The 25470-nt window shown below is 51.4% G+C and carries 24 protein-coding genes; 10 read left to right on the top strand and 14 right to left on the bottom strand.

Annotation, left to right across the window (positions count from 1 at the left end; all coding sequences use genetic code 11):
* Window positions 1-380: 380 nt before the first annotated feature.
* From ACQUQM_RS07005 to ACQUQM_RS07030, 6 genes are all read right to left on the bottom strand, one after another.
* Entirely contained in the window at window positions 381-650 is a 270-nt protein-coding gene (locus ACQUQM_RS07005) for a DUF504 domain-containing protein (protein ID WP_432473767.1), read from the bottom strand.
* A 508-nt stretch (window positions 651-1158) separates the two neighbouring features.
* The gene (locus tag ACQUQM_RS07010) at window positions 1159-2112 is read right to left on the bottom strand and encodes a DMT family transporter (protein WP_432473768.1); all 954 of its coding nucleotides are present in this window, start codon (window positions 2110-2112) and stop codon (window positions 1159-1161) included.
* Between the two features lie 208 nt (window positions 2113-2320).
* The gene (locus ACQUQM_RS07015) at window positions 2321-3772 is read right to left on the bottom strand and encodes a two-component system sensor histidine kinase NtrB (protein ID WP_432473769.1); all 1452 of its coding nucleotides are present in this window, start codon (window positions 3770-3772) and stop codon (window positions 2321-2323) included.
* 300 nt (window positions 3773-4072) lie between these two features.
* Window positions 4073-4687 (bottom strand): glutathione S-transferase family protein, encoded by a 615-nt coding sequence (locus tag ACQUQM_RS07020; protein WP_432473770.1) that lies wholly within the window; start codon window positions 4685-4687, stop codon window positions 4073-4075.
* A gap of 39 nt (window positions 4688-4726) precedes the next feature.
* The gene (locus ACQUQM_RS07025) at window positions 4727-4933 is read right to left on the bottom strand and encodes a hypothetical protein (RefSeq protein WP_432473771.1); all 207 of its coding nucleotides are present in this window, start codon (window positions 4931-4933) and stop codon (window positions 4727-4729) included.
* Window positions 4934-4936: 3 nt separating this feature from the next.
* Window positions 4937-5224 (bottom strand): hypothetical protein, encoded by a 288-nt coding sequence (locus ACQUQM_RS07030; protein WP_432473772.1) that lies wholly within the window; start codon window positions 5222-5224, stop codon window positions 4937-4939.
* A 236-nt stretch (window positions 5225-5460) separates the two neighbouring features.
* Here ACQUQM_RS07030 and acsA point away from each other — a divergent pair, with 236 nt between their 5' ends.
* Genes acsA through ACQUQM_RS07055 form a run of 5 tightly spaced genes read left to right on the top strand, consistent with a single transcriptional unit; the run spans window position 5461 to window position 10678 of the window.
* Window positions 5461-7218: an acetate--CoA ligase gene (gene acsA, locus ACQUQM_RS07035; RefSeq protein ID WP_432473773.1), complete on the top strand. Its 1758-nt coding sequence runs from the start codon at window positions 5461-5463 to the stop codon at window positions 7216-7218.
* Entirely contained in the window at window positions 7215-8204 is a 990-nt protein-coding gene (pdhA, locus tag ACQUQM_RS07040) for a pyruvate dehydrogenase (acetyl-transferring) E1 component subunit alpha (RefSeq protein ID WP_432473774.1), read from the top strand. The genes acsA and pdhA overlap by 4 nt, the downstream gene beginning before the upstream one ends.
* Window positions 8204-9196 carry an alpha-ketoacid dehydrogenase subunit beta gene (locus tag ACQUQM_RS07045; protein ID WP_432473775.1) on the top strand — a complete coding sequence of 331 codons (993 nt, stop codon included), beginning with the start codon at window positions 8204-8206 and terminating at the stop codon, window positions 9194-9196. Before pdhA ends, ACQUQM_RS07045 begins: the two co-directional genes overlap by 1 nt.
* Window positions 9193-10383 carry a dihydrolipoamide acetyltransferase family protein gene (locus ACQUQM_RS07050; RefSeq protein ID WP_432473776.1) on the top strand — a complete coding sequence of 397 codons (1191 nt, stop codon included), beginning with the start codon at window positions 9193-9195 and terminating at the stop codon, window positions 10381-10383. Before ACQUQM_RS07045 ends, ACQUQM_RS07050 begins: the two co-directional genes overlap by 4 nt.
* Window positions 10384-10429: 46 nt before the next feature.
* A complete protein-coding gene (locus ACQUQM_RS07055) occupies window positions 10430-10678 on the top strand; it encodes an acyl carrier protein (protein WP_432473777.1) in 249 nt (82 codons plus the stop codon).
* 39 nt (window positions 10679-10717) lie between these two features.
* On the opposite strand, the gene ACQUQM_RS07060 is transcribed toward ACQUQM_RS07055, so the two are convergent.
* The 3 genes from ACQUQM_RS07060 to ACQUQM_RS07070 all read right to left on the bottom strand — a co-directional run bounded on the left by ACQUQM_RS07060 (window position 10718) and on the right by ACQUQM_RS07070 (window position 13419).
* Window positions 10718-12016: a tyrosine-type recombinase/integrase gene (locus tag ACQUQM_RS07060; RefSeq protein WP_432473778.1), complete on the bottom strand. Its 1299-nt coding sequence runs from the start codon at window positions 12014-12016 to the stop codon at window positions 10718-10720.
* Between the two features lie 138 nt (window positions 12017-12154).
* Window positions 12155-12613 carry a CreA family protein gene (locus ACQUQM_RS07065; RefSeq protein ID WP_432473779.1) on the bottom strand — a complete coding sequence of 153 codons (459 nt, stop codon included), beginning with the start codon at window positions 12611-12613 and terminating at the stop codon, window positions 12155-12157.
* 44 nt (window positions 12614-12657) lie between these two features.
* On the bottom strand, window positions 12658-13419 hold the full coding sequence (locus tag ACQUQM_RS07070; protein ID WP_432473780.1) for an RluA family pseudouridine synthase: 762 nt from the start codon (window positions 13417-13419) through the stop codon (window positions 12658-12660).
* 192 nt (window positions 13420-13611) lie between these two features.
* Here ACQUQM_RS07070 and ACQUQM_RS07075 point away from each other — a divergent pair, with 192 nt between their 5' ends.
* The 3 genes from ACQUQM_RS07075 to umuC all read left to right on the top strand — a co-directional run bounded on the left by ACQUQM_RS07075 (window position 13612) and on the right by umuC (window position 16369).
* Entirely contained in the window at window positions 13612-14412 is an 801-nt protein-coding gene (locus ACQUQM_RS07075) for an ion transporter (RefSeq protein ID WP_432473781.1), read from the top strand.
* Between the two features lie 221 nt (window positions 14413-14633).
* On the top strand, window positions 14634-15074 hold the full coding sequence (gene umuD, locus ACQUQM_RS07080; protein WP_432473782.1) for a translesion error-prone DNA polymerase V autoproteolytic subunit: 441 nt from the start codon (window positions 14634-14636) through the stop codon (window positions 15072-15074).
* Window positions 15074-16369 (top strand): translesion error-prone DNA polymerase V subunit UmuC, encoded by a 1296-nt coding sequence (gene umuC / locus ACQUQM_RS07085; protein WP_432473783.1) that lies wholly within the window; start codon window positions 15074-15076, stop codon window positions 16367-16369. Before umuD ends, umuC begins: the two co-directional genes overlap by 1 nt.
* Window positions 16370-16518: 149 nt before the next feature.
* Here the strand turns inward: umuC and ACQUQM_RS07090 are convergent, their stop codons facing one another.
* Window positions 16519-17199, bottom strand: coding sequence for a glutathione S-transferase (locus ACQUQM_RS07090; protein ID WP_432473784.1), 681 nt, complete (start codon window positions 17197-17199; stop codon window positions 16519-16521).
* 172 nt (window positions 17200-17371) lie between these two features.
* On the opposite strand from ACQUQM_RS07090, the gene ACQUQM_RS07095 reads away from it, so the two are divergent.
* Together ACQUQM_RS07095 and ACQUQM_RS07100 are read left to right on the top strand one after the other, a co-directional pair.
* Complete coding sequence (locus tag ACQUQM_RS07095) at window positions 17372-18460, top strand: site-2 protease family protein (RefSeq protein ID WP_432473785.1); 1089 nt, start codon at window positions 17372-17374, stop codon at window positions 18458-18460.
* A gap of 35 nt (window positions 18461-18495) precedes the next feature.
* Window positions 18496-18666: a hypothetical protein gene (locus tag ACQUQM_RS07100; RefSeq protein WP_432473786.1), complete on the top strand. Its 171-nt coding sequence runs from the start codon at window positions 18496-18498 to the stop codon at window positions 18664-18666.
* Between the two features lie 24 nt (window positions 18667-18690).
* On the opposite strand, the gene ACQUQM_RS07105 is transcribed toward ACQUQM_RS07100, so the two are convergent.
* The 4 genes from ACQUQM_RS07105 to selD all read right to left on the bottom strand — a co-directional run bounded on the left by ACQUQM_RS07105 (window position 18691) and on the right by selD (window position 25469).
* Window positions 18691-20574 carry a putative bifunctional diguanylate cyclase/phosphodiesterase gene (locus ACQUQM_RS07105; RefSeq protein WP_432473787.1) on the bottom strand — a complete coding sequence of 628 codons (1884 nt, stop codon included), beginning with the start codon at window positions 20572-20574 and terminating at the stop codon, window positions 18691-18693.
* An 18-nt stretch (window positions 20575-20592) separates the two neighbouring features.
* Window positions 20593-21135, bottom strand: a complete 543-nt coding sequence (locus tag ACQUQM_RS07110; protein ID WP_432473788.1) for a heme NO-binding domain-containing protein — start codon at window positions 21133-21135, stop codon at window positions 20593-20595.
* Window positions 21136-21388: 253 nt separating this feature from the next.
* Window positions 21389-22705 carry a fumarylacetoacetase gene (fahA, locus tag ACQUQM_RS07115; protein ID WP_432473789.1) on the bottom strand — a complete coding sequence of 439 codons (1317 nt, stop codon included), beginning with the start codon at window positions 22703-22705 and terminating at the stop codon, window positions 21389-21391.
* Between the two features lie 505 nt (window positions 22706-23210).
* Complete coding sequence (gene selD, locus ACQUQM_RS07120; protein WP_432473790.1) at window positions 23211-25469, bottom strand: selenide, water dikinase SelD; 2259 nt, start codon at window positions 25467-25469, stop codon at window positions 23211-23213.
* Window position 25470: the final 1 nt, after the last annotated feature.

Below are 25470 nucleotides of genomic sequence, written 5' to 3' on the forward strand. Positions count from 1 at the left end.
CCTGCTCGCCGCGATAGCCAGCGTAACATTCAGTCCGAATTGTAAAAGGGTTGTAATCGGTCAACTTCAAGCTCCATCTAATTGGGCACTACACACTGTCGGTTGATTCCGCCGTTTCAGTATTAGACCGTTTTAATGACTGAATATTACTTCTATTAGCTATATCTATATTGGAAGTTGTAGCCTGTGGATCTCAGTCGGTCCCTCCTCCAAGTGACCGATTTTGGCCGTCAAGTGCTCTTAGGATCAACAACTAGATCGAACACAGCCCCTTTAGCCATCGTACACCTTCACACCAGGGATAATGCTAACCAGAACTAACTACCGAAGGGGAATATTAACCGTGGCCAACTTATCGGGTGCTAGGTACCTGGAGCAAACTATTGAGAGAGAGGGTCGACATTTCTTAACCAGATTAAGCGGCCATTCTTATACACGGCCCGAATCCGATGCAGGGGCACTGAGATTGACTCTCCCTCCTGGTTCAATGCTTCAAACATAAAACTGCTTCCACCCTCATAGTCTATCTCGCTTAAGGCAGTACGCACCCAACGGGACTGCAGATGATCGTCGTAAGCGATTTCAAACGTGCCTTGCCCAAATGCCGGATCCCAGCGGATACGGCTGAGGAGTTCGTGAATAGGTTGCATAAGCAGGTCCCAACAGAAATTATGCTCTTTAAGGCTGTCGCATAACGTGTATCAAGGCATTAAAGCCTGGTAATAGGGGGAAACGCACGGTCTGTGCAGTAAGCTACCTTTATTAAGGCCATCATGACTCTATTGAGGCTTCCCAGGTATCTGGTTTTGCCGGCTATCGTAACTGTCTATATCTGAGCTAGCCGCCTTAAGCGACTGTTTGATTACTAGCCGAAATGATCATGAGTACAATGAATAATGCAAAAAAAGCGTATAAGAAATAGGATATTACTTTGTTTTTGATTTTGTTTTTCATGATTACCCCTTAAGAGTAGCGTTACTCAACGCCCTGCTCTTACACAGAAAACCTTTTATATGAATTCAGTGTAGGTCATTCTTTTTCGTCATGAGGACTGGCAGTCAATTATTGGAGTTGCCAGATAGATATAGCAGGCTAGCATGGACACGCCACCCTCCCCTCCGGTTTGTCTGATAGCCAGAGGTGTAAGGGGTTGGCTCACTACAGCGAGTCAGGCCTGGCAGCTTCATCAGCATCAGTCACTGAAACAGGCTTTTTAGCTAAGTGTTGGCTCGCGGCACGCACTCTTGCCCGATCACGGTAAAACAGGAACAATCCGCTGCCGATAACTATTACTCCCCCCAGATATGCATAGAGGTCGGGTAGATCTCCAAACATTAACCAACCAAAAGCCAATGCCCAGAATATCTGTGAGTACATAAAGGGTGCGACTGTTGTGGCGGCCGCATATTTATGAGCAATGATGATCAGGCTATGCGCCATACCGCCAAACAGTCCGATAGAGATAAGCGCAGCCCATACTTCGGGACTGCCGGGAGTCTGCCAGATGAAAGGTACAAAAAAGCTGGTCACCACGGCGCCGACCATTGCGGTATAGAACAAAGTAACGGGGATTGGGTCACTGTCTGACAGTTTTCGCGTGGAGACATTGTAAATAGCGGTACAGCACGCCGCGCCAAATATGAGCAACGCACCTAAGCCCTGATCCGACGAGCCCAGACCATCGATGCCTGGTCGAACGATAATCAGGGTGCCAATGAAGCCGACGATAATTGCCGCAATTGACGATGCGCTTACCCGTTCACCCAGCAACGGGATCGACAATAACAACACCAGCAATGGCACCGTAAAGAAAATTGCCGTGGCTTCGGCGAGGCCAAGCATCGTCAGTCCAAAAAAGAACAGCACCGTATCAATCAGCAGGATCAGCGAGCGGCCTATTTGCATAACCGGTTTATTGGTCTTCAGCAGCTCCACGCCGTTCTTTGGCCAGAGTAATAGCGTCATTAATAGCAGATGACCCAGATAGCGTGCCCAAACTACCTCTGCTACAGGTAACATCTGTCCCAGGTATTTTGCGAACGCTTCCTGCACGGATATCAGCAGCATGGCACCCACCATGCATAAAATGCCGCGTAACTGATTCGATTCCATACGGGCTCCGGGGGCTAAAAAGCCTTTAAATAGAGTTGTTTACTCTGGTTTATAGCGTGAAAAGAAAAGTCCAACGCTAATCAATAATCAGTATCTGGTCAACTTGAGTTGTCGATCGGGAGGGTATTTGTATCGCGACGATAGAGAGATGCTGCAGGTCTGCTCAATGAGCCGGTGGCGATTGCCACCGGCGGCTGTTGCTGATCAGCTATTGCGGGATAGGCAGCTGCATATGGAATGTTGAACCAAGCTCCGGATCGGATGTTACAGCCATATGGCCCTGATGCTGCTCGGTAATAATGTAATAGGAGAAAGACAGATGCTGCCCGGCGTCGAAATCCTCAGCCTCCTGATTGTTGCTGAAGTAAGGCTCAAACAGGTTCATCTGCTCATCATTCGTCAGGCCGACGCCGTTATGCTGAATTTTGACCCAGAAGCTGTCGTAGCCCTCAGACAGGATGATCTTTATTGTCGGTTCGAAACTCTCATCGGCTGAGCGCTGCTGCAGTGCCACGCAGGCATGGCGGAACAGGCTCAGGAAAACCTGCTGCAACTCCGTGATGTAGCATGGTACCTGCGGCAGGTTCTTCTCGACGTGCCATTCCAGCTTCACCTGGTTGAATGACAAACCATCAGCGACAGAGATCACCTCTTTACCCAGGTGTACGGTATGCTCCATGACATCGACAATGTCGGCCATCTGCTTCTCTTTATGACGGCTGCGGGAGAAAGTCAGCAGGTTGTTGATGATCTTTGAAACCTGATCACCCTTATTCGACATATCTTTGAATATTACATCCAGCAACTGGGTCTGGGCTGAGTTATCAGCGCCCTGCTGATTGCTATCTGCCAGAATATTCTTAAAGCGCTTCAGGTCCATCAAGATCGCTTGCAGCGGAACATTAATGTCGTGCGCCATGGTTGATGCCAGTTCACCCATAAATGACATCTTGTCGTTATGGATCAGCAAATTCTCAGCGGTTGTCTGCTTGCTGACATCGTCAACCAGAATCACTACGCCGGTTTCTTCACCTTGCAGCGGGTAAATCGTAATGTCGAAATGTGACAGACTACGCATACTCTGCTTGAGATGTATGGTTTTATTCTGTTCGATCGCCTGCTGAATGTGCTCGGGAACGACAGTCATGGTTGGGTATGCTTCCCACAATGTTTTCCCCAGGGCGCGCTCTGAAGGGATGCCAGACACGTCTTCTGCCTGCTTGTTCCATTGCGTCACCCGGCCCTCTTTGTTCAAGCCAACCAGTATCAGTGGCATCGAGGTAAGAATATCCTTGATATAGGATTCAGATAAGCGCAGCTGGTCAGAGGTAATGACGTGCTGCGAGACTTCCGACTCCAGCAGGCTGTTGCTTTCTTTTAGCAGCTTATTGGATTCGTCCAGTGTTGCTGTACGTTCCTGAACGCGCTGCTCCAGCTCTTTACGAATAGCCGTTAATTCCAGATTTGCTTTATAGGCTTTGCTTCGTGCGATAAACATATAAACGACACTGATCGATAAAATGATGATCAGGGTGCCGCTGCTCCAGTTTGCCAGGTGCTGCCAGTTGGTTTTGCCGCTGGCATCTTTAAAAATGGTAATGCCAGCCATAGCCCATGAGCTATGCATGCATAAAGCGAATATGAATAATCTGATTTTCATAATGTCCGTAAAATTAATAGATCCTGGTTTGGTAACAAGCAGGTCACTAAAAGCCTGAAGCACTGGCATCCGGCTTAGTGGTCTGCTCAGTCGCACTGGCTGGTAAGGCCTGCGTAAACAACGTGCATGTTACACTATTTTGCCTTGAAGAGGCTGCCGCTATGTTTTAATCAGAGTTAATTTTAGTGCCGAAAATGACAATAAATATTGTTAATGATTATTGTCAGTTAATCCATATAGCTATCTGATATTTAACAAAAAGCCCGGCTCTAGCCGGGCTTTTCTCAATGACACAGAACGTTATTTACACAACGCCTTGTAGCGTTGAGTCGTTTCACGTTTAGCGATCCGCTCACGCCACTGGTTGATATTGCTATAGGCAGTAAGGTCGAATTTGATGTCATCGCAGATGCCGACGACGAACTCCGTGTTCAGATCAGCCAGGGTGAATCTGTTGCCGACCAGGTACTCTTTGCCGGCAAGTTCCGCTTCAAGGCTGTCCAGCATCGGCGGGATTTTTTCAAATGCCTTGGCGATCACCTCAGCATCACGGCGCGGCTCCGGAACAAACACCAGCTGAATGAATGCACTGATCATAGGTACCTGCAGGTCTGCGACAGACCAGATGCACCATTGGCTTACCAGGCCACGCTCCTGCGCTGTATTGCCCAGCAGTTCAGGCTTGTAGGCATCGGCAATATAATTATTGATCGCCACTGATTCCCAGATAGTAAAGTCGCCATCGGTCAGTGCCGGTACTTTACCGTTAGGATTGATCTTAAGAAACGCTTCAGATTTATGCTCACCGGCTCTGAAATCGATAGATTTAGCCTGGTATTGCACACCAGCCTCTTCAAGGCACCAGAAACAGCGGCCTGCGCTGGATTTAGGACTACCGTATATTGTTAGCATCATTGTTTCCTGTACGACTATCGCGACAACGGACTGCGCTGTTCACATTGCACGATATTTAATAATCAGATCGATAATTTCATGGTCACTTGCCACCGCTTCCATCGCTGCGGTCATTGAGCGACGCTGGGGCAGACAAATATTAAATTTATTGCGTAGAACCGTACTGACCTGCTCGTCTGAGTCAGGATCGAACTCACTGCCGGCGAAAATAGATATCCGTTGCAGAATAAACGCCTTATCAGCCATTAATCACTTTCCTTTCTTTTTATCGATTTTAGCATCCGCTTCAGTGTCTGCGGGCATGTCTTTGACACTCTTCAACCGGGCCAGGAACTCCTGGCGATTACTATCGTCAATAATTTGCTCTGCGATCTTCTCGGCAACTGCCTCATCCACGCCCTGTGCTTCGATGATTTCAGCGATGAAATACAGCACATCGGTGCGATTATCCATCTCTTTGGCGAATTTGAGATCCATATACTCTCCAATCACTGAACCTTTCTTACTGATGACCTGGTGGACCGTTCTGATGGTCATATTGTCTCCATGGGGCTTGTCCTGTATGCGCATACAGTATCTGTGTCCGCCTCTATATGCAAGCTTCTCAAGGCCTTGCTCCTTTTTCCTTTGTAAGCATCCCTTTAATTAATTCTATTGACCCTGAGCAAGGTTACAAATTGCAGCCTGATCGCGCTGAACTATGCTTCGGTAATGGCTGATTGTCAGCCTTAACCTTTTTCATAGAACTAAATACAGAACTACAGGCCTCTCTTATGCACTTTGCGGATATCAATAAAATCCAACGACCGGGCCAGGTCGCTGCCAATTTATCCGACTACGTCGACAGCTGTCACAATTTTAGCTGGGACCTTGCCCATCAATACATTGATGGCCTGCCCCAGGGTGGCATCAATATCGCCTACGAAGCAGTTGATCGTCACCTGGTGCACGGGCTTGGCGATAAAGTTGCTATTCGCTGGCTCGGTAAGACTGGTCAGCAAAAGGAGTTCACATACCGACAGCTTGCTGAGCAGACCAGTCGTTTCGCCAGCGTTTTAAGCAGTCTTGGCCTGCATAAGGGGGATCGCGTGTTTGGCCTGGCCGGGCGCACTCCAGGCCTGTATACCGCCTTGCTTGGCAGCCTTAAATGCGGCTGCGTATTTTCCCCTCTGTTTTCAGCTTTCGGACCGCAACCGATACGATCTCGCATGGAATTAGGCGATGCCCGGGTATTAGTGACTACGGAGCGTCTTTATCGCAAGAAAGTGATGCCCTGGCGTGAAGATCTGCCGGGACTTAAGCATGTATTACTACTGGATGCTTCAGCGGATATTCCCTTCGGCTGTGCTGACATGTCCCAGCTGATGGCCGTCGCAGACCCTGCTTTTCCTGTTGCCGCTACCGGGCCTGAAGACATGGCCTTACTGCACTTTACCAGTGGCACCACAGGCACGCCGAAGGGCGCGGTTCACAGTCATGAAGCGGTCATCTATCACACGGTTTCCGGGCAGTTCGCCCTGGATCTTCACCCGGACGACATCTATTGGTGTACCGCCGACCCTGGCTGGGTTACCGGCACGTCCTATGGCGTAATTGCTCCGCTCAGCACGGGCCTGACCATGATAATCGACGAGTCTGAATTTGATGCGCCGCATTGGTATGAGGTGCTTCAACAACAGCAGGTCAGCGTCTGGTATACCGCGCCTACCGCTATTCGAATGTTGATGAAGGCCGGTGATGATCTCGTCGGTAAATATGATCTTTCTAACTTACGCTTTATGGCCAGTGTTGGCGAACCACTTAATCCTGAAGCCGTGCTATGGGGGCAGCGGGTGTTCGGAAAGCCCTTTCATGACAACTGGTGGCAGACCGAAACCGGCGGCATCATGCTGGCTAACTTTGCTGCTGAAACGGTTAAGCCTGGTTCTATGGGGCGCCCCCTGCCCGGTATCACTGCCGCAATCGTCACACGTAATACGCTGGGACTGAGCTTTATCGACAACCCCGATGAGGTTGGCGAGCTAGCGCTTAAATGTGGCTGGCCCTCAATGTTCCGGACCTACCTTAATGCTGAGGCGCGCTATAACGCCTGCTTCTGTGACGGCTGGTATCTCAGTGGCGATCTGGCCAGCCGTGATGAAGATGGCTATTACTGGTTTATTGGTCGCAGTGATGACGTTATTAAAACTGCCGGCCACTTAATAGGGCCTTTTGAAGTTGAAAGCATCTTACTGCAACACCCTGCTGTCGTAGAGGCTGCCGTCATTGGCAAACCGGACCCGGTTGCCGGGGAAGTTATCAAGGCTTTTGTCGCGCTAAAGGATGGTTTCACTGCCGATGACGCGCTACGCAAAGCCCTGTTGGGGCACGCCCGCAAGTATCTGGGAAGCGCTATCGCGCCGAAAGAGATAGATTTCCGCAACAATCTGCCAAAGACACGTAGCGGAAAAATCATGCGACGGCTGCTTAAAGCGCGTGAGCTTGGTCTGCCCGAAGGTGATATTTCGACATTGGAGAGTGATGAGAAATGACGCAACCTGATAAGCCGCATATCAATCGATCGCACCTGCTGCAACTGCTGCAAAGTATGATCCGCATTCGACGCTTTGAGGAGCGCTGCGCTGAACTTTACACCCAGCAAAAAATTCGCGGTTTTCTTCATCTGTATATTGGTGAAGAAGCGATCGCAGTTGGCTGTAACCAGGCATTGGAAGCAGAAGACGCCTTGCTCTGTACATATCGGGAGCATGGCCATGCGCTGGCCCGTGGCTTGTCTATGGCTACGGTGATGGCAGAGATGTACGGCAAGCAATCCGGTTGTAGTGGTGGTCGTGGAGGCTCGATGCATCTGTTCGATAAAGCGAAACGCTTCTATGGCGGCAACGCAATTGTTGCCGGCGGCTTGCCGCTGGCGGTGGGCCTCGCTCTGGCGGATAAGATGCAGCAACGCAATCGTATCACCGCTTGTTTTTTCGGTGAAGGCGCCGCTGCGGAGGGCGAATTTCACGAAAGCCTTAACCTTGCTGCGCTATGGCAGTTGCCGGTGCTGTTTATCTGTGAAAATAACCTGTATGCCATGGGCACCGCGCTGAGCCTTTCTGAATCTGAACAGGATATTTACCGTAAAGCCGAGAGCTACCAGATCTCCTCACAAGCGGTCGACGGCATGAATGTAGTTGCCGTTGAGGAAGCTGCTCGTAACGCCTGCACTTCAATTCGCACCGCTGGAGGGCCGTTTTTTCTTGAATGCCGTACTTACCGTTTTCGGGCGCACTCCATGTTTGATAGCCAGCTGTATCGGGATAAAGCGGAGATCGAAACCTGGCGGGAAAAAGGTCCTATTCTACAGCTCACTAACTGGCTGCGGGATTTCCACCAACTGCAGGATTCCGAACTGGCGGAGATAGAAAAGGCGGTGGAGCAAGAGGTTGAAGCGGCGGTCGTTGCCGCTGAAAATGCCGATTTTGAGACGGTTGCCACGCTCACCCGGGATGTTTATACGGGAGGTAGCGCATAATGACAGTCGAAACTGAAACTATCAGTTATCGCGAGGCGGTTCGCCTGGCGTTGCAGGAGGCGTTGCGGGCTGATCCCCGGGTATTCCTGATGGGTGAAGATGTCGGGCATTATGGTGGTTGTTATGCGGTGTCCAAGGGCTTGCTTGATGAGTTTGGCGAACAACGGGTTCGTGACACCCCTCTTTCTGAGTCTGGTTTTGTTGGCGCGGGTGTTGGCGCGGCCCTTGGCGGGATGCGACCGATAGTGGAAGTGATGACCGTCAACTTCAGTCTGCTGGCACTGGATCAGATCGTCAATAATGCCGCAACGATTCGCCATATGTCCGGCGGACAGTTCAGCGTGCCGCTGGTTATCCGCATGGCGACCGGGGCAGGCAAGCAACTGGCCGCGCAGCACTCCCACAGTCTGGAATGCTGGTATGCCCACGTTCCCGGACTCAAAGTGCTGGCGCCCGCCACAATCGCCGATGCCCGTTACATGCTGGCGCTGGCGCTGGATGATCCCGATCCGGTGGTGATCTTTGAGCACGTAATGCTGTACAACGAAACCGCGCCGTTGCCCAACGACAATGATCGCCAGGCGATGGATAAAGCCGCTCTGCGCCGCTCCGGCAATGATCTTACCCTGATCACTTATGGCGGCTCGTTACCCAAGGTGCTGCAAGCCGCCGAACTGCTGTCGCAATCAGGCATTGATGCCGAAGTGCTTGATCTGCGTTGTCTGCGCCCGCTGGATACCTCAGCGATTGTGACCAGCGTCGCGCGCACTCACAGGGTGGTTATTGTTGATGAGGGCTGGCGTACCGGCTCATTAGCCGGAGAGATCAGTGCAATCATCATGGAGCAGGCGTTCTGGGAGCTGGATGCACCGGTGGCAAGGGTTTGCAGTAAAGAAGTACCGATCCCCTACCCTGAGCATCTGGAGCAAGCAGTACTGCCGCAACCGGAGGATATTGTGAATGCGGCCAAACAGCTGCTGGGGGTGTCATGAGCGAGCTGACGATGCCCTCCTTCGGCGCCGATATGGAAAGTGGCTTATTGCTGGAATGGCTGGTTAAGCAGGGAGACCCGGTCAGTAAGGGGGATATTGTCGCGGTTATTGAGACCCAGAAAGGCGCGATTGATATGGAAGTATTTCAATCCGGTACTGTGCGTGCCCTTCTGGTTGAACCCGGCACACGGGTCAAAGTCGGCATGCCGATCGCCGATATTGACGATGGAACGTCGGCTCCTGTATCTGGCGTATCTGTATCTGGTCCTGCGCCGCAGCAAGATCCTGACAGAATACCAGTATCAGCCCCAGCACCGCAGCAAGGCCGCAGCAGAATAAAGGCATCACCCCAGGCTCGTCGTCTGGCTGAAAGTGCAGGTATTGCGCTACAAAGCTTGCAAGGTAGCGGACCTGAAGGGGCGATCATAGCTGCTGATGTTAATGCTGCTATAGCTACAGGTAGCAGCTCAGGCGTTGAAATCAGCCCTGCTGTCGGCGTTGACGCTGCACCTAAATTGCCTGACGTATCCGCAATGCGCCAGGCCATTGCCGCAGCCATGACCCGTTCAAACCGTGAAATACCGCATTATTACCTGGCAACCACAATCGATCTGCAAGCCGCATCGCAGTGGCTGGCGGAGTTTAACCTTGGGCAAGAACCCGATCAGCAACTACTAATTACCGTGCTGCTGCACAAGGCGGTTGCGCTGGCTCTGCGTAAAACCCCTGAATTCAACGGTTTCTTTATCGAAGATCGCTTTCAACCCTCGCCTGATATTCATCTGGCTACCGCTATCTCCTTGCGTGGCGGCGGCCTGATCACGCCGGCTATAAGATATGCCGACCAGCTTACCCTGCCTGAAATGATGGACAAAATGCGTGACCTGACCTTACGGGTGCGACGTGGTGGTCTGCGCAGTTCTGAGATGAGCGATGCCAGCATCACTGTCACCGGCATGGGTGAGCGGGGTGTCGAAACTGTTTTTGGCGTGATCTATCCGCCACAGGTGGCCATCATCGGCCTTGGTAAACCGGCGTTGCGGCCCTGGGTGATCGATGACTCTGTGCAAGCCCGGCTACTGGTCAATATCTCGCTGGCCGCAGACCACAGGGTCAGCGACGGTCGCCAGGGAGCAAAGCTTCTGCGCACGATTAACAAGCTGTTACAGCAACCAGAACATTTATAAACGCGTGCGATGAACTGTTATTTATCCAGACATATGGGGAACCCTTATGAACCGCTCTGAGCTACAGCAGCTTATATTTCAGGAGATAGCCAATATAGCCCCGGAGATCGAGCCCGATATGGTTGATGTCGATGAAGATCTGCGTGAAGAGCTGGATATCGACTCTATGGATTTTATGATCCTGACGGTTGCGCTGGGTAAGCGGTTGGGGACCCCTATCCCCGATACCGACCATCACCTGCTTAACAGTATTAATAATCTGCTGAGCTATCTGGAAAGTAAGCAGCAGGCATAAACGGCCAGTGCATCTGAGGCCAGAAGCACGGCTTAATGCTCAATAGCTACCCGCCAGGTGGTCCATCGGCTTATCTGCCGCAGACTCATGCCGTTCGACCCGGCTGGTATGCAGGTATTGCGACGTCGTGTCGATGCTATCGTGCCCGGCATCTGCCTGGACATGGGATAGCGGTCTGCTATTCAGGTTTATATCATGGGATATACCGGTGTGGCGGATACTGTGAGGTGTCATCTGACGCATCTCCCGGGCATCCTGCTCCAGGCCGTCCTTTTCTGCAGCATTCGCCGCCCTGCCGATAACCGATCCGATCTCTTCCCGCAGTTGGCGTATGCCCAGGTTTGCATTTAATAGCCCGCTGTCCCGACCACGTCCGGCAGCCCGGTGACGAATAAGTAGAGGTGTATCTTCATTCGGGGCCGGCAGTTTAGCGAGGCCAAGGAAGCGCCGATAGCGCTGCAGTGCTTGCAGTAGCTGTTTTGATACCGCAACGGTGCGTCGTTTGCCGCCTTTACTGCGTGGAATATAGAAGCCCCAGACACCGGTCTTGGAGTCACGCCGAAACTGTCCCATTACCGGTGAAAAGCCGGGCCGGGCTGCAGCCTCAGAGATGCGCAGATAGCAGCCATACATCAGGCTGATCAGAAATAATGTACGCTCATGTTCCTCCGGATCTGTCGCGGCAAGTTGCTCCGCTGTTGCGACTACGTAGGACCACTGCAGTTCGGAAAAAGCCCGCATCTGCTCATCGTCTTCATGCATTACGCTGCTTTGCGAGCCCGCCTTAAAGCGCCCGTTCTTCATCAGCATCATGGCCGGATTGCGTTCTGTATACTCTTCGTTGATCAGGTACGAAAAGAACGCCGAAAGAATGGCTAGTTTGGTTTTTAGTGCCTTTTCGGTAATTTTGTACGGCTGTTCGATACCATCGCACTTCTTGCCCAAAAATGGACGCCACTGAAAGTTTGGTACGCGCTCATCAATTGCTTTATTCAGTACAAACTGCGCGACATTGCGATACGCGATAAGCGCTGCTGGTGGCTCAGTACAATAATCGATATAACGCATTAACACCCGACGGGTGATATCGGACAGAGACACCTCCTCTACGTCGAAAGCCCAGTGCAGAAAAGTGGTCAGTTCGCTGCGATAAGTCTTGTAATTGTTTTCGCTGTGTCTCTGTTCCAGCAACCAGTCGACCGCATGCTCATAGGTGAGTGCCGCATCGGAAACCCGGGTTATTGTTACATGGGCGAGGTGTTGATTAACGACTGCATTACCATCTTCAAGGTGTCGAATTGCATCAAACAGTGGCAGTGCTGGCGGCTGGTCTGACATTGGTGGCAGGCTCTTTTGTTTTTGTTAGATTGGCAGAAGCCAGTCTAACAAAAACAAAAGCTTATATTTAATAGTTAATTCATTTAATTAGCTATTGGTTCGAGCTCAACGAAATGGGTGTGTAACATTTGCCCTGATTTACCAGGGCCTGATCGGTACTGTTGAGATGCTGTTTTTAGGTGATCCATCCACCAGCTTATCCGAATAAACCAGATAGATAAGTACGTCACGCTTTTTGTCGTGAAAGCGCACTACCTGCATCGATTTAAAGAGTATCGAGGTGCTTTTCTGGAACACTCTCTCACCATCTTCAATCTTCTTGTCGATACTGATCGGACCGACCTGTCGACAGGCAATAGACGCGTCTGCAGTATCTTCTGCCAGCCCCAGGCTGCCGGTTACACCACCGGTTTTTGCCCGGCTCAGGTGGCAGGTTACGCCGCGGACTTTGGGATCATCAAACGCTTCGATGATGATTTTGTGATTAGCACCAATCAGCTTGAATGCGGTATCGACGCTGCCGATCTCTTCCGCCTGAACCGCAGGCGCTAATGACAGTAATGAGAGAGCTGCTGCTGTAATTAGTTTATTTTTCATCATAAAAACTCGGAGTTATTTAGCGGGCACTTAAAAACGACCAATTAAAATGGACAAGGGCTGACGCCTTTGATTCGCGCACCCGTAACCGGATGATCAAATTCAATGCTGGTGGCGTGTAACATTAACCGTTCGGCCATAGCAAAAGCCTTATCTGTCGCGTACAGATCACAGCCTAAAATTGGGTGCCCTATTTCCCGGCTGTGGATGCGTAACTGATGGGTACGACCTGACAGTGGCTTGAACAATACCCGGGTAGTCAGGTTGTCCGCAGTAGCATCTGTGACATCGGCGCGGGACAAGCGTTCAATCACCTGGTAGTGAGTTAACGCAGCTTTACCGGTTTGCTGGCAAATCTTCTGTAGCGGAAAGTCTCCTTTGGCGATCGGCAGGTCGATACTGCCACTGTCTTCCGGGAGATGACCGTGCAGAACCGCAGTATAGGTCTTTGCAACGCTGCGGGCCTGAAACTGCTTGGTCAGTTGTGCATTCACCTGCTTATTCAGAGCGATGATCAGAATACCCGAAGTGCCAAAATCCAGGCGATGGATCATAGTGGCGGTCGGGTAATCTTTGACTAAGCGAAAATGTACAGAATCTTTGTTTAGCGGGTGCTTTCCCGACAGCGTCAGCAGGCCGCCTGGCTTATTGATCAACAGCAGGTGCTCATCAGCGTATAAGATCGTTATCTGCTCATGACAGATGGGGGCGATAAAAGGATCGGCCTGGGGTTGCATCAACGTTACCTGATAAGGAGTTAATTCAAATACCGGCGTAGTCGTCGTGACAATCCCGTCGTATTTCAAATCAGAAATGCGTCAGTTTAAGACCTGCCGCCCGCTTTGCAAGCCTCACTTTACGGCCAGCCGACAGTTAAAATTCGTTAAATATGGCGACTTCTGGTGAAGACCATCTATGCATTGGCATAAAACATCAGTAAAGTGCGCTGTTCTTTAACCATCAAAAAGCGACCCTGCCCCGCATATGAGCCCTGCATTATGATCGATGAAAAATTACAATCTCACTTTTTTGCATTACGCAGCAACCGCTTGTTCGAGTTGTTTGTTGTCGCCATTATCCTGTTTTCTGCGCTGGTGATCGGTGCCAAGACCTACGATATTCCGCAACATGTTTTGCAGGTTGTCAGCTGGCTGGATGTGGGCATTACGCTATTCTTTCTGGTTGAGCTGTCGGTCCGTTTCATTGGCGAGCCGGAAAAACGGCGCTTCTTTAACAACGGCTGGAACCTTTTTGACACGCTGATCGTGGTGGTAAGCCTTATTCCTATTCAGGATAGTGAGCTGGCGCTGGTGGGACGATTGATACGAATATTCCGTGTGTTACGGATGGTCTCCGTTATACCCGAACTGCGACTGCTGCTTAATTCCCTGATAAAAGCATTGCCACAACTCGGTTATGTGGTGCTGCTGATGTTTATCATCTTCTATATCTACGCCGCAGTCGGTGCGTCTTTCTTCGGCCCAATTAATAATGAGCTTTGGGGGGATATCTCTATCGCGATGCTGACCCTGTTTCGGGTGATGACGTTTGAGGACTGGACCGACGTTATGTACGAAACTATGGCTGTGTATCCACTGAGCTGGTCTTTCTACCTTAGCTTCATCTTTCTGACCACCTTTGCCTTTCTGAATATGGTTATCGGTATTGTGGTCAGCGTTATGGAAAATGAACATGCCGAAGAAGAGAAGGAGCAGGCTCTGGCTGATGGGGTGCCCACCATCGAAGACCTGCACAATGAAATTATTGAGCTGAAAGCGCTGATCAAAGCAAAGAGCTAGCAGCAGAGCCTTATTTTGCAGCCCCGGTTTCGGGGCTTTTTTATTTGTAACGCTCTACTGCTGAGTATCCTTATAGTTCTTTTCATACCGCCCCTATGAATACCCAATACGTATTGTGTATTTTTAGTATCTGAATATTGCCAACTCCTCATTTACCCTTTGCAGAATCCTTTGTGGCACACTAATATACTGTTTATATATACAGTATATTAGTGATTCTTATGTCTATACAGATTATTGGCGCATATCAGCATCTGCGCTCCTGCAATATTCCGTTGTTCTATGACCGGGTAGCGGCAGGCTTCCCTTCCCCGGCTCAGGATTATATTGAGCAAACCCTGGATCTGAATGAGCTTTGCGTTCAGCACCCCGCTGCGACCTACTTTGTCCGTGCCGAAGGTGACTCTATGATTGAGGCCGGGATCTTTTCCGGTGACATACTGGTGGTGGATCGGGCGCTCAAAGCATTACACGGCGATACTGTTATCGCTTGTCTGGACGGGGGCTTTACGGTTAAACAGCTGCAGCTGCGACCAACATTGCAGCTGCTGGCCAGAAATCCCGCCTATCCGGATATTACGCTTACCGATGACGCCACACTGGAACTGTTTGGTGTGGTAACCACGGTGGTACACCCTTTGCGCCCGAGGACACTGTCTTAATGGCGGACCTTAATGGTGAGCCAGTCCGGCCGGTATTTGCCCTGGTGGATTGCAATAATTTCTATGCCAGCTGCGAGCGCCTGTTCCGGCCGGACCTGCGTGGTCGGCCGGTCATTGTACTGTCCAATAATGATGGCTGCGTCGTAGCACGAAGTAAGGAAGCAAAGCAGCTGGGGATTAAGATGGCCGTTCCCCTGTATCAGGTACAGGAGATTATCGAGCGTGAGAACGTTGCCGTATTTTCCTCTAACTATGCGCTGTATGGCGACCTGTCGGCCCGGGTGATGAGTGTTCTGGAAAGCCAGGCCCCCACGCTGGAGGTGTATTCCATCGATGAGGCCTTTCTTGATCTGACCGGGTTGGAGTATTGCGATTCACTGAGTCGTTATGGCTCAGCCTTGCAGCAACGGGTTTTCAATTGGACCGGAATCGGCGTTGGTGTCGGCATTGCGCCGAGCAAGACCCTGGCGAAACTGGCAAACCATGCGGCGAAACGCTACCCGGCAACCGGCGGCGTGGTGGACCTGAGCGATCCGGTGCGACAGCAGCGTCTGTTAAATATCACGCCGGTACAGGAAGTCTGGGGAGTGGGTCGGCGGCAGGGAAAACGTTTACAGGCGGCAGGCATCAAAACCGCATTGCAATTGTCGCAGTGTGACCCGAGATGGATCAGGATGCAGTTCTCGGTCACCCTGGAGCGGACTGTACGGGAGCTCTGTGGCCAGTCCTGCCTGGCACTAGAGCAGTGTCCGCCACCCCGGCAACAGGTCTTATGCAGCAGAACCTTTGCCCAAAGAATTACCGACTACCCGGCAATGCATTCGGCTATCTGTCAGTATGCGGCCAGAGCGGCAGAAAAATTGCGGCAGCAGGACCGCTCGGCCCGGGGAGTGACTATTTTTATTCGTACCAACCCCCACAGCCAGACTGATCCCTATTACAGTGAAAGCGCTTGTCGCCAGTTGGCGGTACCAACACAGGATACCCGGACACTGATTCGCACGGTTACCGCCCTGCTAAGTTCGATCTGGCGCGACGGTTATCGCTATATGAAGGCCGGCGTCATGCTATCTGATCTCTATCCGCCGGGAACATTCCAACCGACACTGTTTGATCCGGCCGAGTCGCCTTCTTCGGCCAGACTGATGCAGGCGCTGGACCGGATAAACGCCAGCGGCAAAGGTCGGATCTGGTTTGCCGGTGAGGGAAAATGCGATGGTTGGCAGATGAAACGTAATAAGCTTTCGCCGGCCTATACCACCCGCTGGAAAGATCTGCCGGTGGTGCGGGCCTAGAAACTGAAGGGTAAGAGTCTTGCGAGCCGATTGTTAGTGTAGATGCTTTTTGTGCTCTGGCTAGAGCGTTTCAAGAAATTACTTAATAATACAAAAGAACATTACTTTCAATAATATAAAGCTGCATAGTAAAGCTAAGGATTAAGTCTTTAAGCGCTGACAAGAGGTCGGAGAAAAGGTATACCCTGTTCTCCTTCCTGCCATTGTTTGTGCTTCTTCATCACTGCAATGAACAACTCGGATTCCAGCTGTTGCGTTAGCCAGGCTTGCAGGTGATGGTAATCGGAGGTAAAGAACCAGTCCCGGTCAACATGGGCAAACTGGCGGATAAAGGGAAAGATTGCCGTATCCGCCAGCGTCATCTGCCCGGTAGCCAGAAAACCATTATTGCGTTGCAATTGCCGCTCCAGCTTGGCAACCGTCACCTCGCACTGTTCACGATAATATTGTTCAGTATGCTGCGGATGGCGATCTGCATATTTATAGCGATCAAGATGCTGCTTAAAGACAAAGTCGTTTTCCTGAATCAGCCCTTCCGCCTCCCACAGCCAGTGATCATCGTCGGCAAACAGCCAGCCGTCCGGATCATTCTGCTGCAGCGCCCAGCGCATGATGTTACGGCTTTCATCAATCACCCTGCCATCAGGCAGCACCAGCACAGGAACAGTGCCTTTAGGCGACGCCTGCAGCATTGCTGCAGGTTTATCCCGTAAAACCACTTCGCGCAGTTCAACCTGAGTGCCGCTATAGGCGATCGCCAGTCGGGCCCGGATTGCGTAAGGGCAGCGGCGAAACGAATAAAGTATGGGCAGTGTCTGAGCGCTAGTCATGACTTATATGGTTTCTAAAGGCTATGAATACAGGAATGTTACGGAATCCTTGATTTAAAAACCACCCACATCGGCTACCTGAGGCTTCATAGTTATTTCAGGTTTCATAAACAGGCTGGACCTGTAAACTATGCGGCATATCACCGCGTTAAATGAAATATAGGTATTTTTCTTGGAATTACTGAACCTTGATTGTCTGGGTCAACCTCTGCGTCTGGAAGGCTCAATGGCTGGCTGGCAGATGCTGTACTGGAATAACACCCCGGTATCCCGCCTGGACGCTTCGGCTGAAGACAGTGGTGAAGCCCTGCACGAGTTTGAGCTACAGGCCGCAAGTGGCGAAACTATTATCTGCCGCCTGCAGATTCAGCTCAGCTGGCAGCCGTTTGAATTACGCTATGCGCTTTACGTTAATGACCAGCAGATTGGCGAGGGCAGCCGTAACAGTAAAGACATTGAGCGCCAGGTGCCGAGCCAGGTAAGCCGCCCGGCGAAGAAGTCATTCAGTATTCTGGGGCTTGGCGCACTGGGCCTGAAACTTCTGAAGAGCGCTAAAGTAATCAAGGCGGTGCTTGCCGGCGCCAGCATCGCGGCCTACTCCTGGTTTTTCTCCCTGCCATTCGCTCTGGCGCTGATTGTGTGCCTGGTGATTCATGAGTATGGCCATATCCGGGCGATGAAGTATTTTGGCATGCAGACTAAAGGGATCTATCTGATCCCCTTCCTTGGCGGCCTGGCATTAACCGAAGAGCGCATTAACACCCGCTGGCAGGATGTCGTTATATCCCTGATGGGGCCCTGTTTCGGACTGTTTTTATCATTGTTAAGCCTGTTAGCCTACTGGATTACCGGCTCGATGTTCTTTGCCGGGCTCAGCGCCTTTAACGCACTGCTGAATCTGTTTAACCTGCTACCGATTCTGCCGCTGGATGGCGGACATATACTGAAGAGCATCACTTTTTCTATGAACTCTGTCGCGGGTCTCGCACTTTGCCTGCTAGCCGCTGCCGGTGGCGTTGTGCTGAGTTATTACCTGAACCTGACGTTGCTCGGATTCCTGCTGATTATCGGTTGTATCGAGATCTTTTTTGAGTGGCGTGGTCGCCATAACAGTGCCCTGCTACCTTTAGATCGCTATGGTCAGTTATTCAGTGCCGCATGGTACCTTGTGGTTGTCGGCTCGCTAATCAGTATTATCTGGTACTTCAGCAGCAGCGGTGACACGCTGCTGGGACTTCCCCTTAAGGTGCTGCAAAGCTAAACTTGTACTCATTCACAGGCAAACGGCTAACTAATATGAGTGATAACGTTGTCGATATCAGCAGTAAACGGGATATAAACCGGCATAAGCGCAAGGAGCAGCGACTCGATGATATGAAGGGGCGTTTCGAGAAAGCGCTACCGACAGAGGAGCATGACCCGAAACAAAAGCTGCTGAATATTTTCCGGAAAAAGCCGAAGCAATAGCTTTTTAATCCCGCCGCAACTGATTTAAAGAGTTTCAGCTGCGGCGGGAAGCATCCCCTCTACAGCTGAAGCAGGGAGTGGTTCGGAGCACAGAAACCCCTGAATCATGTCGCAGCCCTGCTGTTCAAGCCATTGCTTCTCCCCCTCTCGCTCAACACCTTCGGCGACTACCCGCATGCCCAGCGAGTGGCTAAGCTCGATAATCGCCCGTGTCAGGTGCTGACTTTCCACTTGCCGATCCACATCGCTGACGAAAACCCGGTCAATCTTTAGAATATTGATCGGCAGCTGATTAAGGTAACGCAGGTTTGAGTAACCGGTGCCGAAGTCATCCAGGCAGATAGTAATACCCAGCGCGTGCAGCCGATCCAGTTGTTTCCGGCTAGCCTCAAGCTCGTTAAGAATAAGTCCTTCGGTAATCTCAACCTGAAATTGTTCACCACGGGTACCGGTCTGCTGCATCATCTGCTGAAAATAGCTGGCCAGATCGTCATCACTGAATTGCACTGGCGACAGGTTCATGGCGATCGGCAGATGGATTCCCTGATCCAGCCAGTGACTAGCCTGAATACAGCAATGCCTGATCACCCAGCGACCTATTTGCTTAATCTGCCGGGTTTCTTCGGAAAGCGGAATAAACTGTTCCGGCATCAGCAGGCTGCCATCACTTTGCGGCCAGCGTATGAGCGCCTCGACACCATTGATCTGCTGCGTTTTCAGATCTTGTTTTGGCTGATAATAGAGCACAAATTCGTTGTCTAGCAGCGCTTCATCAATGCGTGTTTTCAGTAACCGGGCGTGACGCACCTGTTGTTTCATCTCTTCCCGGAAAAAGCATAAGGTACTGCCCTGATGCTTAGATTCTTTCGCCTGATACATCGCTATATCTGCATGGGCGATCAGCTCTTTCGGGCTGTTATGGGCATCGGCATAGAAGGCCGCCCCGATACAGAGTGATGCCTTGATAATAGAGTGGGCCAGGATAATGGGCTTCTCGCACTGCTCGATCATCTCCTGACATAGTTTGTTAACGCTGGATTCGGTATCCATTCGCTGCAGGATTACGGCGAATTCATCACCTCCGAGGCGGGCGATAGTATCATTGCCTTTAATCACGCCGGTAATCTGAGCAGCAACATGGCGCAGCAACTCATCGCCGGCCTGATGGCCATAGCGGTCATTGATCTCTTTGAAGTCATTCAGGTCGATAACCAGCAGGGCCAACCCCTGCTGCTGGGCTTTTGCCTGATAGCAGGCAAGCTTAAGTTTCTCTGAGAACTGCGCCCGGTTTGGGATTTTTGTGAGGTTGTCATACAGCGCCATATACTCAATGGTACGGCGACTCTCGACCTGGTCATGAACATCGACAAAGGACCCGGCGATCCGGGCCACTCTGCCCTCCTCATCCCACAAAGCCTGAATATTCAGGCGAAACCAGCGTTCGTCACCGTTGTTCAGGATTAGTCGGCACTCCATGTCGACGTCATCTTCATTACGCAGATGCGCTTCCAGCGCTTGCTGTAGCGAACCAACATCGTCATTGTGAACAAAAGGGAACTGATCAAAGATCAATGCCAGTTCATGGCGATCATAGCCCAGCAGTTCAGTTAACCCCTCGGAGCAGAAAAACTCGCCGCTGGTCAGATTTTTCTCCCACAATTCGGTATTGGCAGCCATCAGGACCAGCTCGAGGCGAGAGACAGTTTCCTGCAACGCTTCTGTGCGCTGTAGTACTTTTTCATCCAGTTCTTCGTTAATCTTTTTCAGATGCAGGTTCAGCTCATACAACTCAAGGCTTTTTTGCTCCAGGATTTTCTCAGCCTGCTTTCTCGAGCGGATATCACGATCAGCCTTACGCTGCAGCAAAGCGATCTGCTTCTCTAGGTCCTGTACAGCAATCTCAGTCATGAGCAGTTACCTGGTCCGTTATCTGCGCAAAATAAACGTTGCAGCTGACTGTTCATCAGCCCCGTCAGTCTGTATTTCAACGGTAAAGCTGTTGTTATGATGCTTTGAGCATCCAAGCAGCATCCCTTTAGCAAAACGCGCCATCGGACGGCAGGATTGGTAATGAAGATGCATCTCCTGGTCGTTGATTATGGTATGGCTGAGCTGAGGCAGCTCTGCATCAGGATAGAGCTTGGCAACCTCAACATGAATTAGCTGATCAACCTGAGTCAGCATGGTAAAAGGATCAGAATCCAGCTGTGAGCTGATGTGGGGGAATGCAGTGATCAGATGGCCAAACATATATTCGCCATACGCTTGCAACAGATCGGGTACAGCTATATCTACAAGCTTACTAAGGCGACCGACCAGTATAGCCATTTCTGAAAAGTCATAGGTGCCAACCGCAGTATAAGCACCACCACTGGCCAGCTGGTCAGTATCAAGCATGGAGTCCAGTACCTCCAGGCCGAAACGATCTTCAACCATTGTCACAAATTCACAGAAGATAACGCCTTTCATATAACCCCCTGAAGGTTTACTGGCTGGTCCTAACGCCAGCGAATTAGCACTAGTATGGTGTAATACAATAATATTATTTTAGATTTTATCCTCATTTTGACAGAATAAAATCACTGTTGCGACAGCGCTAAGGCCTTGAGAGACATAAGGAATGTGCTGCAGATGGATGGCTGCAGCCGAAAGAAGGGCCGATAACAGGCCGGAACAAAAAAAGGCAGCCGAAGCTGCCTTTGATCTTAAATTAGGAGGATGCTTATTTATTCGCTGGCAGGACGGTACTTACCACTTCGCCGAAACCGATGCGGGCAGCCCCCACTTTTTCACACCAGCCACGCATAACCACAGCGTCACCATCTTCCAGGAAAGTGCGTTGCTCTCCGCTTGGTAAAGTGAAAGCCTCTTTACCACCCCGGCTCAGCTCCAGTAAAGAGCCACCCTCTTCATGTTCCGGACCGGATTGAGTGCCGCTGCCCAGGAAGTCCCCAGGGCGCATGTTACAGCCGTTAACCGTATGATGTGCAACCATCTGAGCCACAGTCCAGTAAGAATGAATAAAGTTAGACTGTGACACCTTGGCTGGTGCATCACCACGATTACGCATCGCTTCCGTTTGCAGCAGTACTTCCAGCTTAATATCCAGCGCACCTTCAGAACTGTTCAGCTCGGACGACAGGTATGGCATCGGCTGAGGATCCGCAGGATCCCGGCTGAATTCCGCACGGTACGGCGCTAACGCTTCGGTGGTTACAATCCATGGCGAGACTGTTGAGGCAAAGTTTTTCGCCAGGAACGGCCCCAGCGGCTGGTATTCCCAGGCCTGAATATCACGGGCAGACCAGTCATTGAACAGGCACATACCGAACACATGCTTATCGCTGTCATCGAGCGCTATTGGTGAACCCAGGTCATTACCTTTGCCGATGTAGATGCCGACTTCCAGTTCATAATCCAGACGCTTACAAGGGCCAACACTAGGCTCTGTGGCATCCGGCGCTTTAGTCTGACCGCAAGGACGCTTGAATTCCTGGCCGGAAACATCAATCGAAGAGCTGCGGCCGTGGTAACCGATCGGCACCCATTTATAGTTTGGCAGCAACGGGTTATCCGGTCGGAATAGTTTTCCGACACTGGTTGCGTGGTGTACTGAGGTGTAAAAATCGGTGTAATCACCGATAGAACAAGGCAGGCTGTATTCAACTTCGCTTTGCGCAATCAGGCAGTCTGCCAGACTGGCTTGCTCAGCGGCACCTTCGCGCAGGCCACGGGAGAGCGCCAGACGCAAAGCCGACCAGACTGAGCCACCCATCGCCATAAATTCATTCAGCGTTGGCTGAGCGCAGGCTTGCGCGCCATCAGCGGCTGCGCCACTGAAAAGCCCCTGCTGCGCAGCTGCTGCCAGATCAACGACCTGATCACCAATTGCCACACCGCCCCGGAACGCTTCGCTACTGCCTTTGCGACGAAATTCGGCGAAAGGAAGGTTCTGGATAGGAAAGTCGGTGTCAGCTGCATTAGCGGATACTACCCAGCTACGCAGATTAAGATCATGGGTTTCATTCAGTGCAGGCATACTTAATATCTCGGTCTGTTATCTCGCAGTCAGCCTAAGGCAGTATCCCCTGGCGCTGCTTTTTTAATTTTATGCAGTAATTGAATGATTGCCATATTGTCATAAGCCTGATCACAACCGGTGATCACATAGAACTATGGGCTCAGACAGCTTTCAATCACTGCAGCAGGTGCTTTTGAAGCGGTCTGCAAAGAGTATTTCAGAGGGCTAGAGTACTAGAACCTGATCGATGTTCAATTCGTGATAGATAAATATATTAATTCCAAATAGTAAACAATCAGAAATCCGCCAGAGAACATCGGCAATTATAAGTATCTCTAAGTAATGGCCCTCTGGAGACTATAGATAGCGGGAGCTACAGAGGATTATGTCTTTACAGGATAAAAATCGACAGAATCCCATGTACCTGGTTGTTTTCGCAGATCCAGGCACAGCGGTATACGAGGTAAAGCGCGCGGCTCGTTTTTTTATTTCGGACAATGAACTTTGTTCCACTATATATTCATCAAACGGTTCTTATCGGCGCCTCTTGATCAGACAGCTCCTCTATTCTACCGATAATCCGGGTGTCGGGATAACCCATTAATTGCAGCTCTCTCACACAGGCGCCGACCTGATCATCGGGTACACCGGCTAACAACCCACCAGCGGTTTGTGGATCGAACAGCAGCGGGAATGCCGGGTGCGTTGCAGCAGACTCGATGTCGTGGATGGCGCGCCGCAGACGCAGGTTCTGCGGTTGCAGTGATGACAGAATACCGGCGGCGACGGTATCCAGTGCTCCTTCGAGTAATGGCAAGGCATCCAGTTGTAGCACCGCATCGACTTGAGAGGCTTTGGTCATCTCAATCAGGTGGCCGACAATGCCAAAACCCGTGAGATCGGTACAGGCTGTTGCCTGGTAGCGTTGCAGGCATTCGGCGGCTTGCTGATTGGATACCAGCATCGATTGAATTGCGCCATCTACCCAGCGCCCCTTGGCTTTGCCGCGCATGTCCGCGGCAAACAGGGTGCCGGTGCCGACCGCTTTGGTGAGTATCAACGCATTGCCAGGTTTTAAACCGCTCTTGCGCATGACGTTATTTGGATCAATCAGGCCATTGACGGTTAAGCCAAATGCCAGTTCCGCACCTTCACTGGAATGTCCGCCAGCGAGTACCGCGCCTGTGGGCCCTATGATGCTTAGTGCACCGGCCAGTACATCGTACAGTGATTCTTCAACGACCCGCTCGCGGCCATAGGGCACGGTGGCGATAGCTAAAACTGATTGCGGCTCTGCACCCATGGCGAACAGATCGCCCAGAGCGTGGTTGGCGGCGATGGCGCCGAAGGTATAGGTATCATCGATGAAGGCACGGAAATAATCGACGCTCTGTACCATCACTTTACCTTGCGGCACTGCCAGCATGGCGCAATCATCGGCTGCATCCCGGCCAATCAGGACATCATCACGGCGATCATCAGGCAGACGCTGCATGACGCGGGTTAATACCGTTGCACCTACCTTGGCACCGCAACCGCCACAGCGCATCGCCAGGGTTGAGAGCTCTTTAATCGCTGCCGCATCCGCAATGCCTGAAGCCAGTTCCGGCCCCTGCTCATCGCCCATCTCCGGCAGTTCATTGAACTTACGCATGAACCTTACATCAATCCAGTCCTTGATACGCCACAACCAGGCGGATTCATAAGACCAGTTGCCATGGGAGGCGATGGCGTATTTGTTACCAGTGCTGATCAACCCGAGGAAATTTTTCTGGGCACGGTATGGACGTAACTTCCCTCCCGTTGCAGCGGCTCTGAGATTGTCTGCCAGTACCGGTCCCTGGCGCACGGCAAATACGCCGGACTTGGGTCGTGGGTCTGGCAATGCTGCAATATCACCAGCGGCGAAGATATTTTCATGGGACAGGGATTGCAGGTTATCATCGACACGGATAAAGCCGGCATCGTCGACGGCAAGTCCTGCATCAGCCATCCAGCCAGGTGCGGCGGCTGTCGTTACCCAGAGAACCGCATCGACAGCCAGTACAGAGCCATCATCAAGAATGACCTGGTCGGCTCTGACTTCCTTAACGCTGTGTTTCGTTGTAACGCTGATATCGCGCTCAGCAAAGATACGTTCAAAACGTTTGCGCACCCCGTCATTGTGCATGTACATGATGCTTTCGCTTTGAGTGACGACGCTGTAGTTAAGTCGTTTGGGATCATCACCTGCTTGAGTCAGGGTTTGCTGTAAGTGATGCTGGGTTGACAGGGCCAACTCAACACCGCCGGCACCACCACCCACTACCACGACCCGAAATTCACCTTTGCTTGATCGTGCACGCTCAACCAGGGCGTGCCATTTTTCCAGAAACAGATCGATAGGCTTGGCGGCGATGGCGAACTCATCCACCCCAGGCACATTGATGCTGCTGGGCCTGGAGCCGATATTGATGGACAGCAGATCATAAGCAATACGCGGGCGACCGGGTGCGATTACTTCCCCTTTACCGGTATCTATACCTTCCACCTCGGTATGGTACAGCCGGGCGCCGGCAAAGCGTGCCAGCGGCCCCAGATCGATATGGCAATCATCATAGTCGTAATGTCCGGCCACATAGCCCGGAAGCATACCGGAATATGGCGTATGGATATCCCGGGTCAACAAGGTGACACGCAGGCCTGGTACTGGCTTCATGGCCAGGCGTTTCAATACGGTGACATGTGCATGGCCGCCGCCAATGAGTACCAGATCTTTTACTACGGGTGAGGTATTTTTCATT

The sequence above is a fragment of the Amphritea sp. HPY genome (genome assembly GCF_050870985.1).
Lineage (GTDB): Bacteria > Pseudomonadota > Gammaproteobacteria > Pseudomonadales > Balneatricaceae > Amphritea.

Excerpts from the sequence above, each read along its gene's own strand:
- acsA (WP_432473773.1), top strand. The coding sequence starts at position 5,461 with ATGCACTTTGCGGATATCAATAAAATCCAACGACCGGGCCAGGTCGCT.
- ACQUQM_RS07030 (WP_432473772.1), bottom strand. The coding sequence starts at position 5,224 with ATGACCATCAGAACGGTCCACCAGGTCATCAGTAAGAAAGGTTCAGTG.
- ACQUQM_RS07020 (WP_432473770.1), bottom strand. The coding sequence starts at position 4,687 with ATGATGCTAACAATATACGGTAGTCCTAAATCCAGCGCAGGCCGCTGT.
- selD (WP_432473790.1), bottom strand. The coding sequence starts at position 25,469 with ATGAAAAATACCTCACCCGTAGTAAAAGATCTGGTACTCATTGGCGGC.
- ACQUQM_RS07055 (WP_432473777.1), top strand. The coding sequence starts at position 10,430 with ATGAACCGCTCTGAGCTACAGCAGCTTATATTTCAGGAGATAGCCAAT.
- ACQUQM_RS07045 (WP_432473775.1), top strand. The coding sequence starts at position 8,204 with ATGACAGTCGAAACTGAAACTATCAGTTATCGCGAGGCGGTTCGCCTG.
- ACQUQM_RS07025 (WP_432473771.1), bottom strand. The coding sequence starts at position 4,933 with ATGGCTGATAAGGCGTTTATTCTGCAACGGATATCTATTTTCGCCGGC.
- ACQUQM_RS07060 (WP_432473778.1), bottom strand. The coding sequence starts at position 12,016 with ATGTCAGACCAGCCGCCAGCACTGCCACTGTTTGATGCAATTCGACAC.
- pdhA (WP_432473774.1), top strand. The coding sequence starts at position 7,215 with ATGACGCAACCTGATAAGCCGCATATCAATCGATCGCACCTGCTGCAA.
- umuD (WP_432473782.1), top strand. The coding sequence starts at position 14,634 with ATGTCTATACAGATTATTGGCGCATATCAGCATCTGCGCTCCTGCAAT.
- ACQUQM_RS07075 (WP_432473781.1), top strand. The coding sequence starts at position 13,612 with ATGATCGATGAAAAATTACAATCTCACTTTTTTGCATTACGCAGCAAC.
- ACQUQM_RS07110 (WP_432473788.1), bottom strand. The coding sequence starts at position 21,135 with ATGAAAGGCGTTATCTTCTGTGAATTTGTGACAATGGTTGAAGATCGT.
- ACQUQM_RS07010 (WP_432473768.1), bottom strand. The coding sequence starts at position 2,112 with ATGGAATCGAATCAGTTACGCGGCATTTTATGCATGGTGGGTGCCATG.
- ACQUQM_RS07015 (WP_432473769.1), bottom strand. The coding sequence starts at position 3,772 with ATGAAAATCAGATTATTCATATTCGCTTTATGCATGCATAGCTCATGG.
- ACQUQM_RS07065 (WP_432473779.1), bottom strand. The coding sequence starts at position 12,613 with ATGAAAAATAAACTAATTACAGCAGCAGCTCTCTCATTACTGTCATTA.
- ACQUQM_RS07005 (WP_432473767.1), bottom strand. The coding sequence starts at position 650 with ATGCAACCTATTCACGAACTCCTCAGCCGTATCCGCTGGGATCCGGCA.
- umuC (WP_432473783.1), top strand. The coding sequence starts at position 15,074 with ATGGCGGACCTTAATGGTGAGCCAGTCCGGCCGGTATTTGCCCTGGTG.
- ACQUQM_RS07105 (WP_432473787.1), bottom strand. The coding sequence starts at position 20,574 with ATGACTGAGATTGCTGTACAGGACCTAGAGAAGCAGATCGCTTTGCTG.
- ACQUQM_RS07100 (WP_432473786.1), top strand. The coding sequence starts at position 18,496 with ATGAGTGATAACGTTGTCGATATCAGCAGTAAACGGGATATAAACCGG.
- ACQUQM_RS07050 (WP_432473776.1), top strand. The coding sequence starts at position 9,193 with ATGAGCGAGCTGACGATGCCCTCCTTCGGCGCCGATATGGAAAGTGGC.
- fahA (WP_432473789.1), bottom strand. The coding sequence starts at position 22,705 with ATGCCTGCACTGAATGAAACCCATGATCTTAATCTGCGTAGCTGGGTA.
- ACQUQM_RS07090 (WP_432473784.1), bottom strand. The coding sequence starts at position 17,199 with ATGACTAGCGCTCAGACACTGCCCATACTTTATTCGTTTCGCCGCTGC.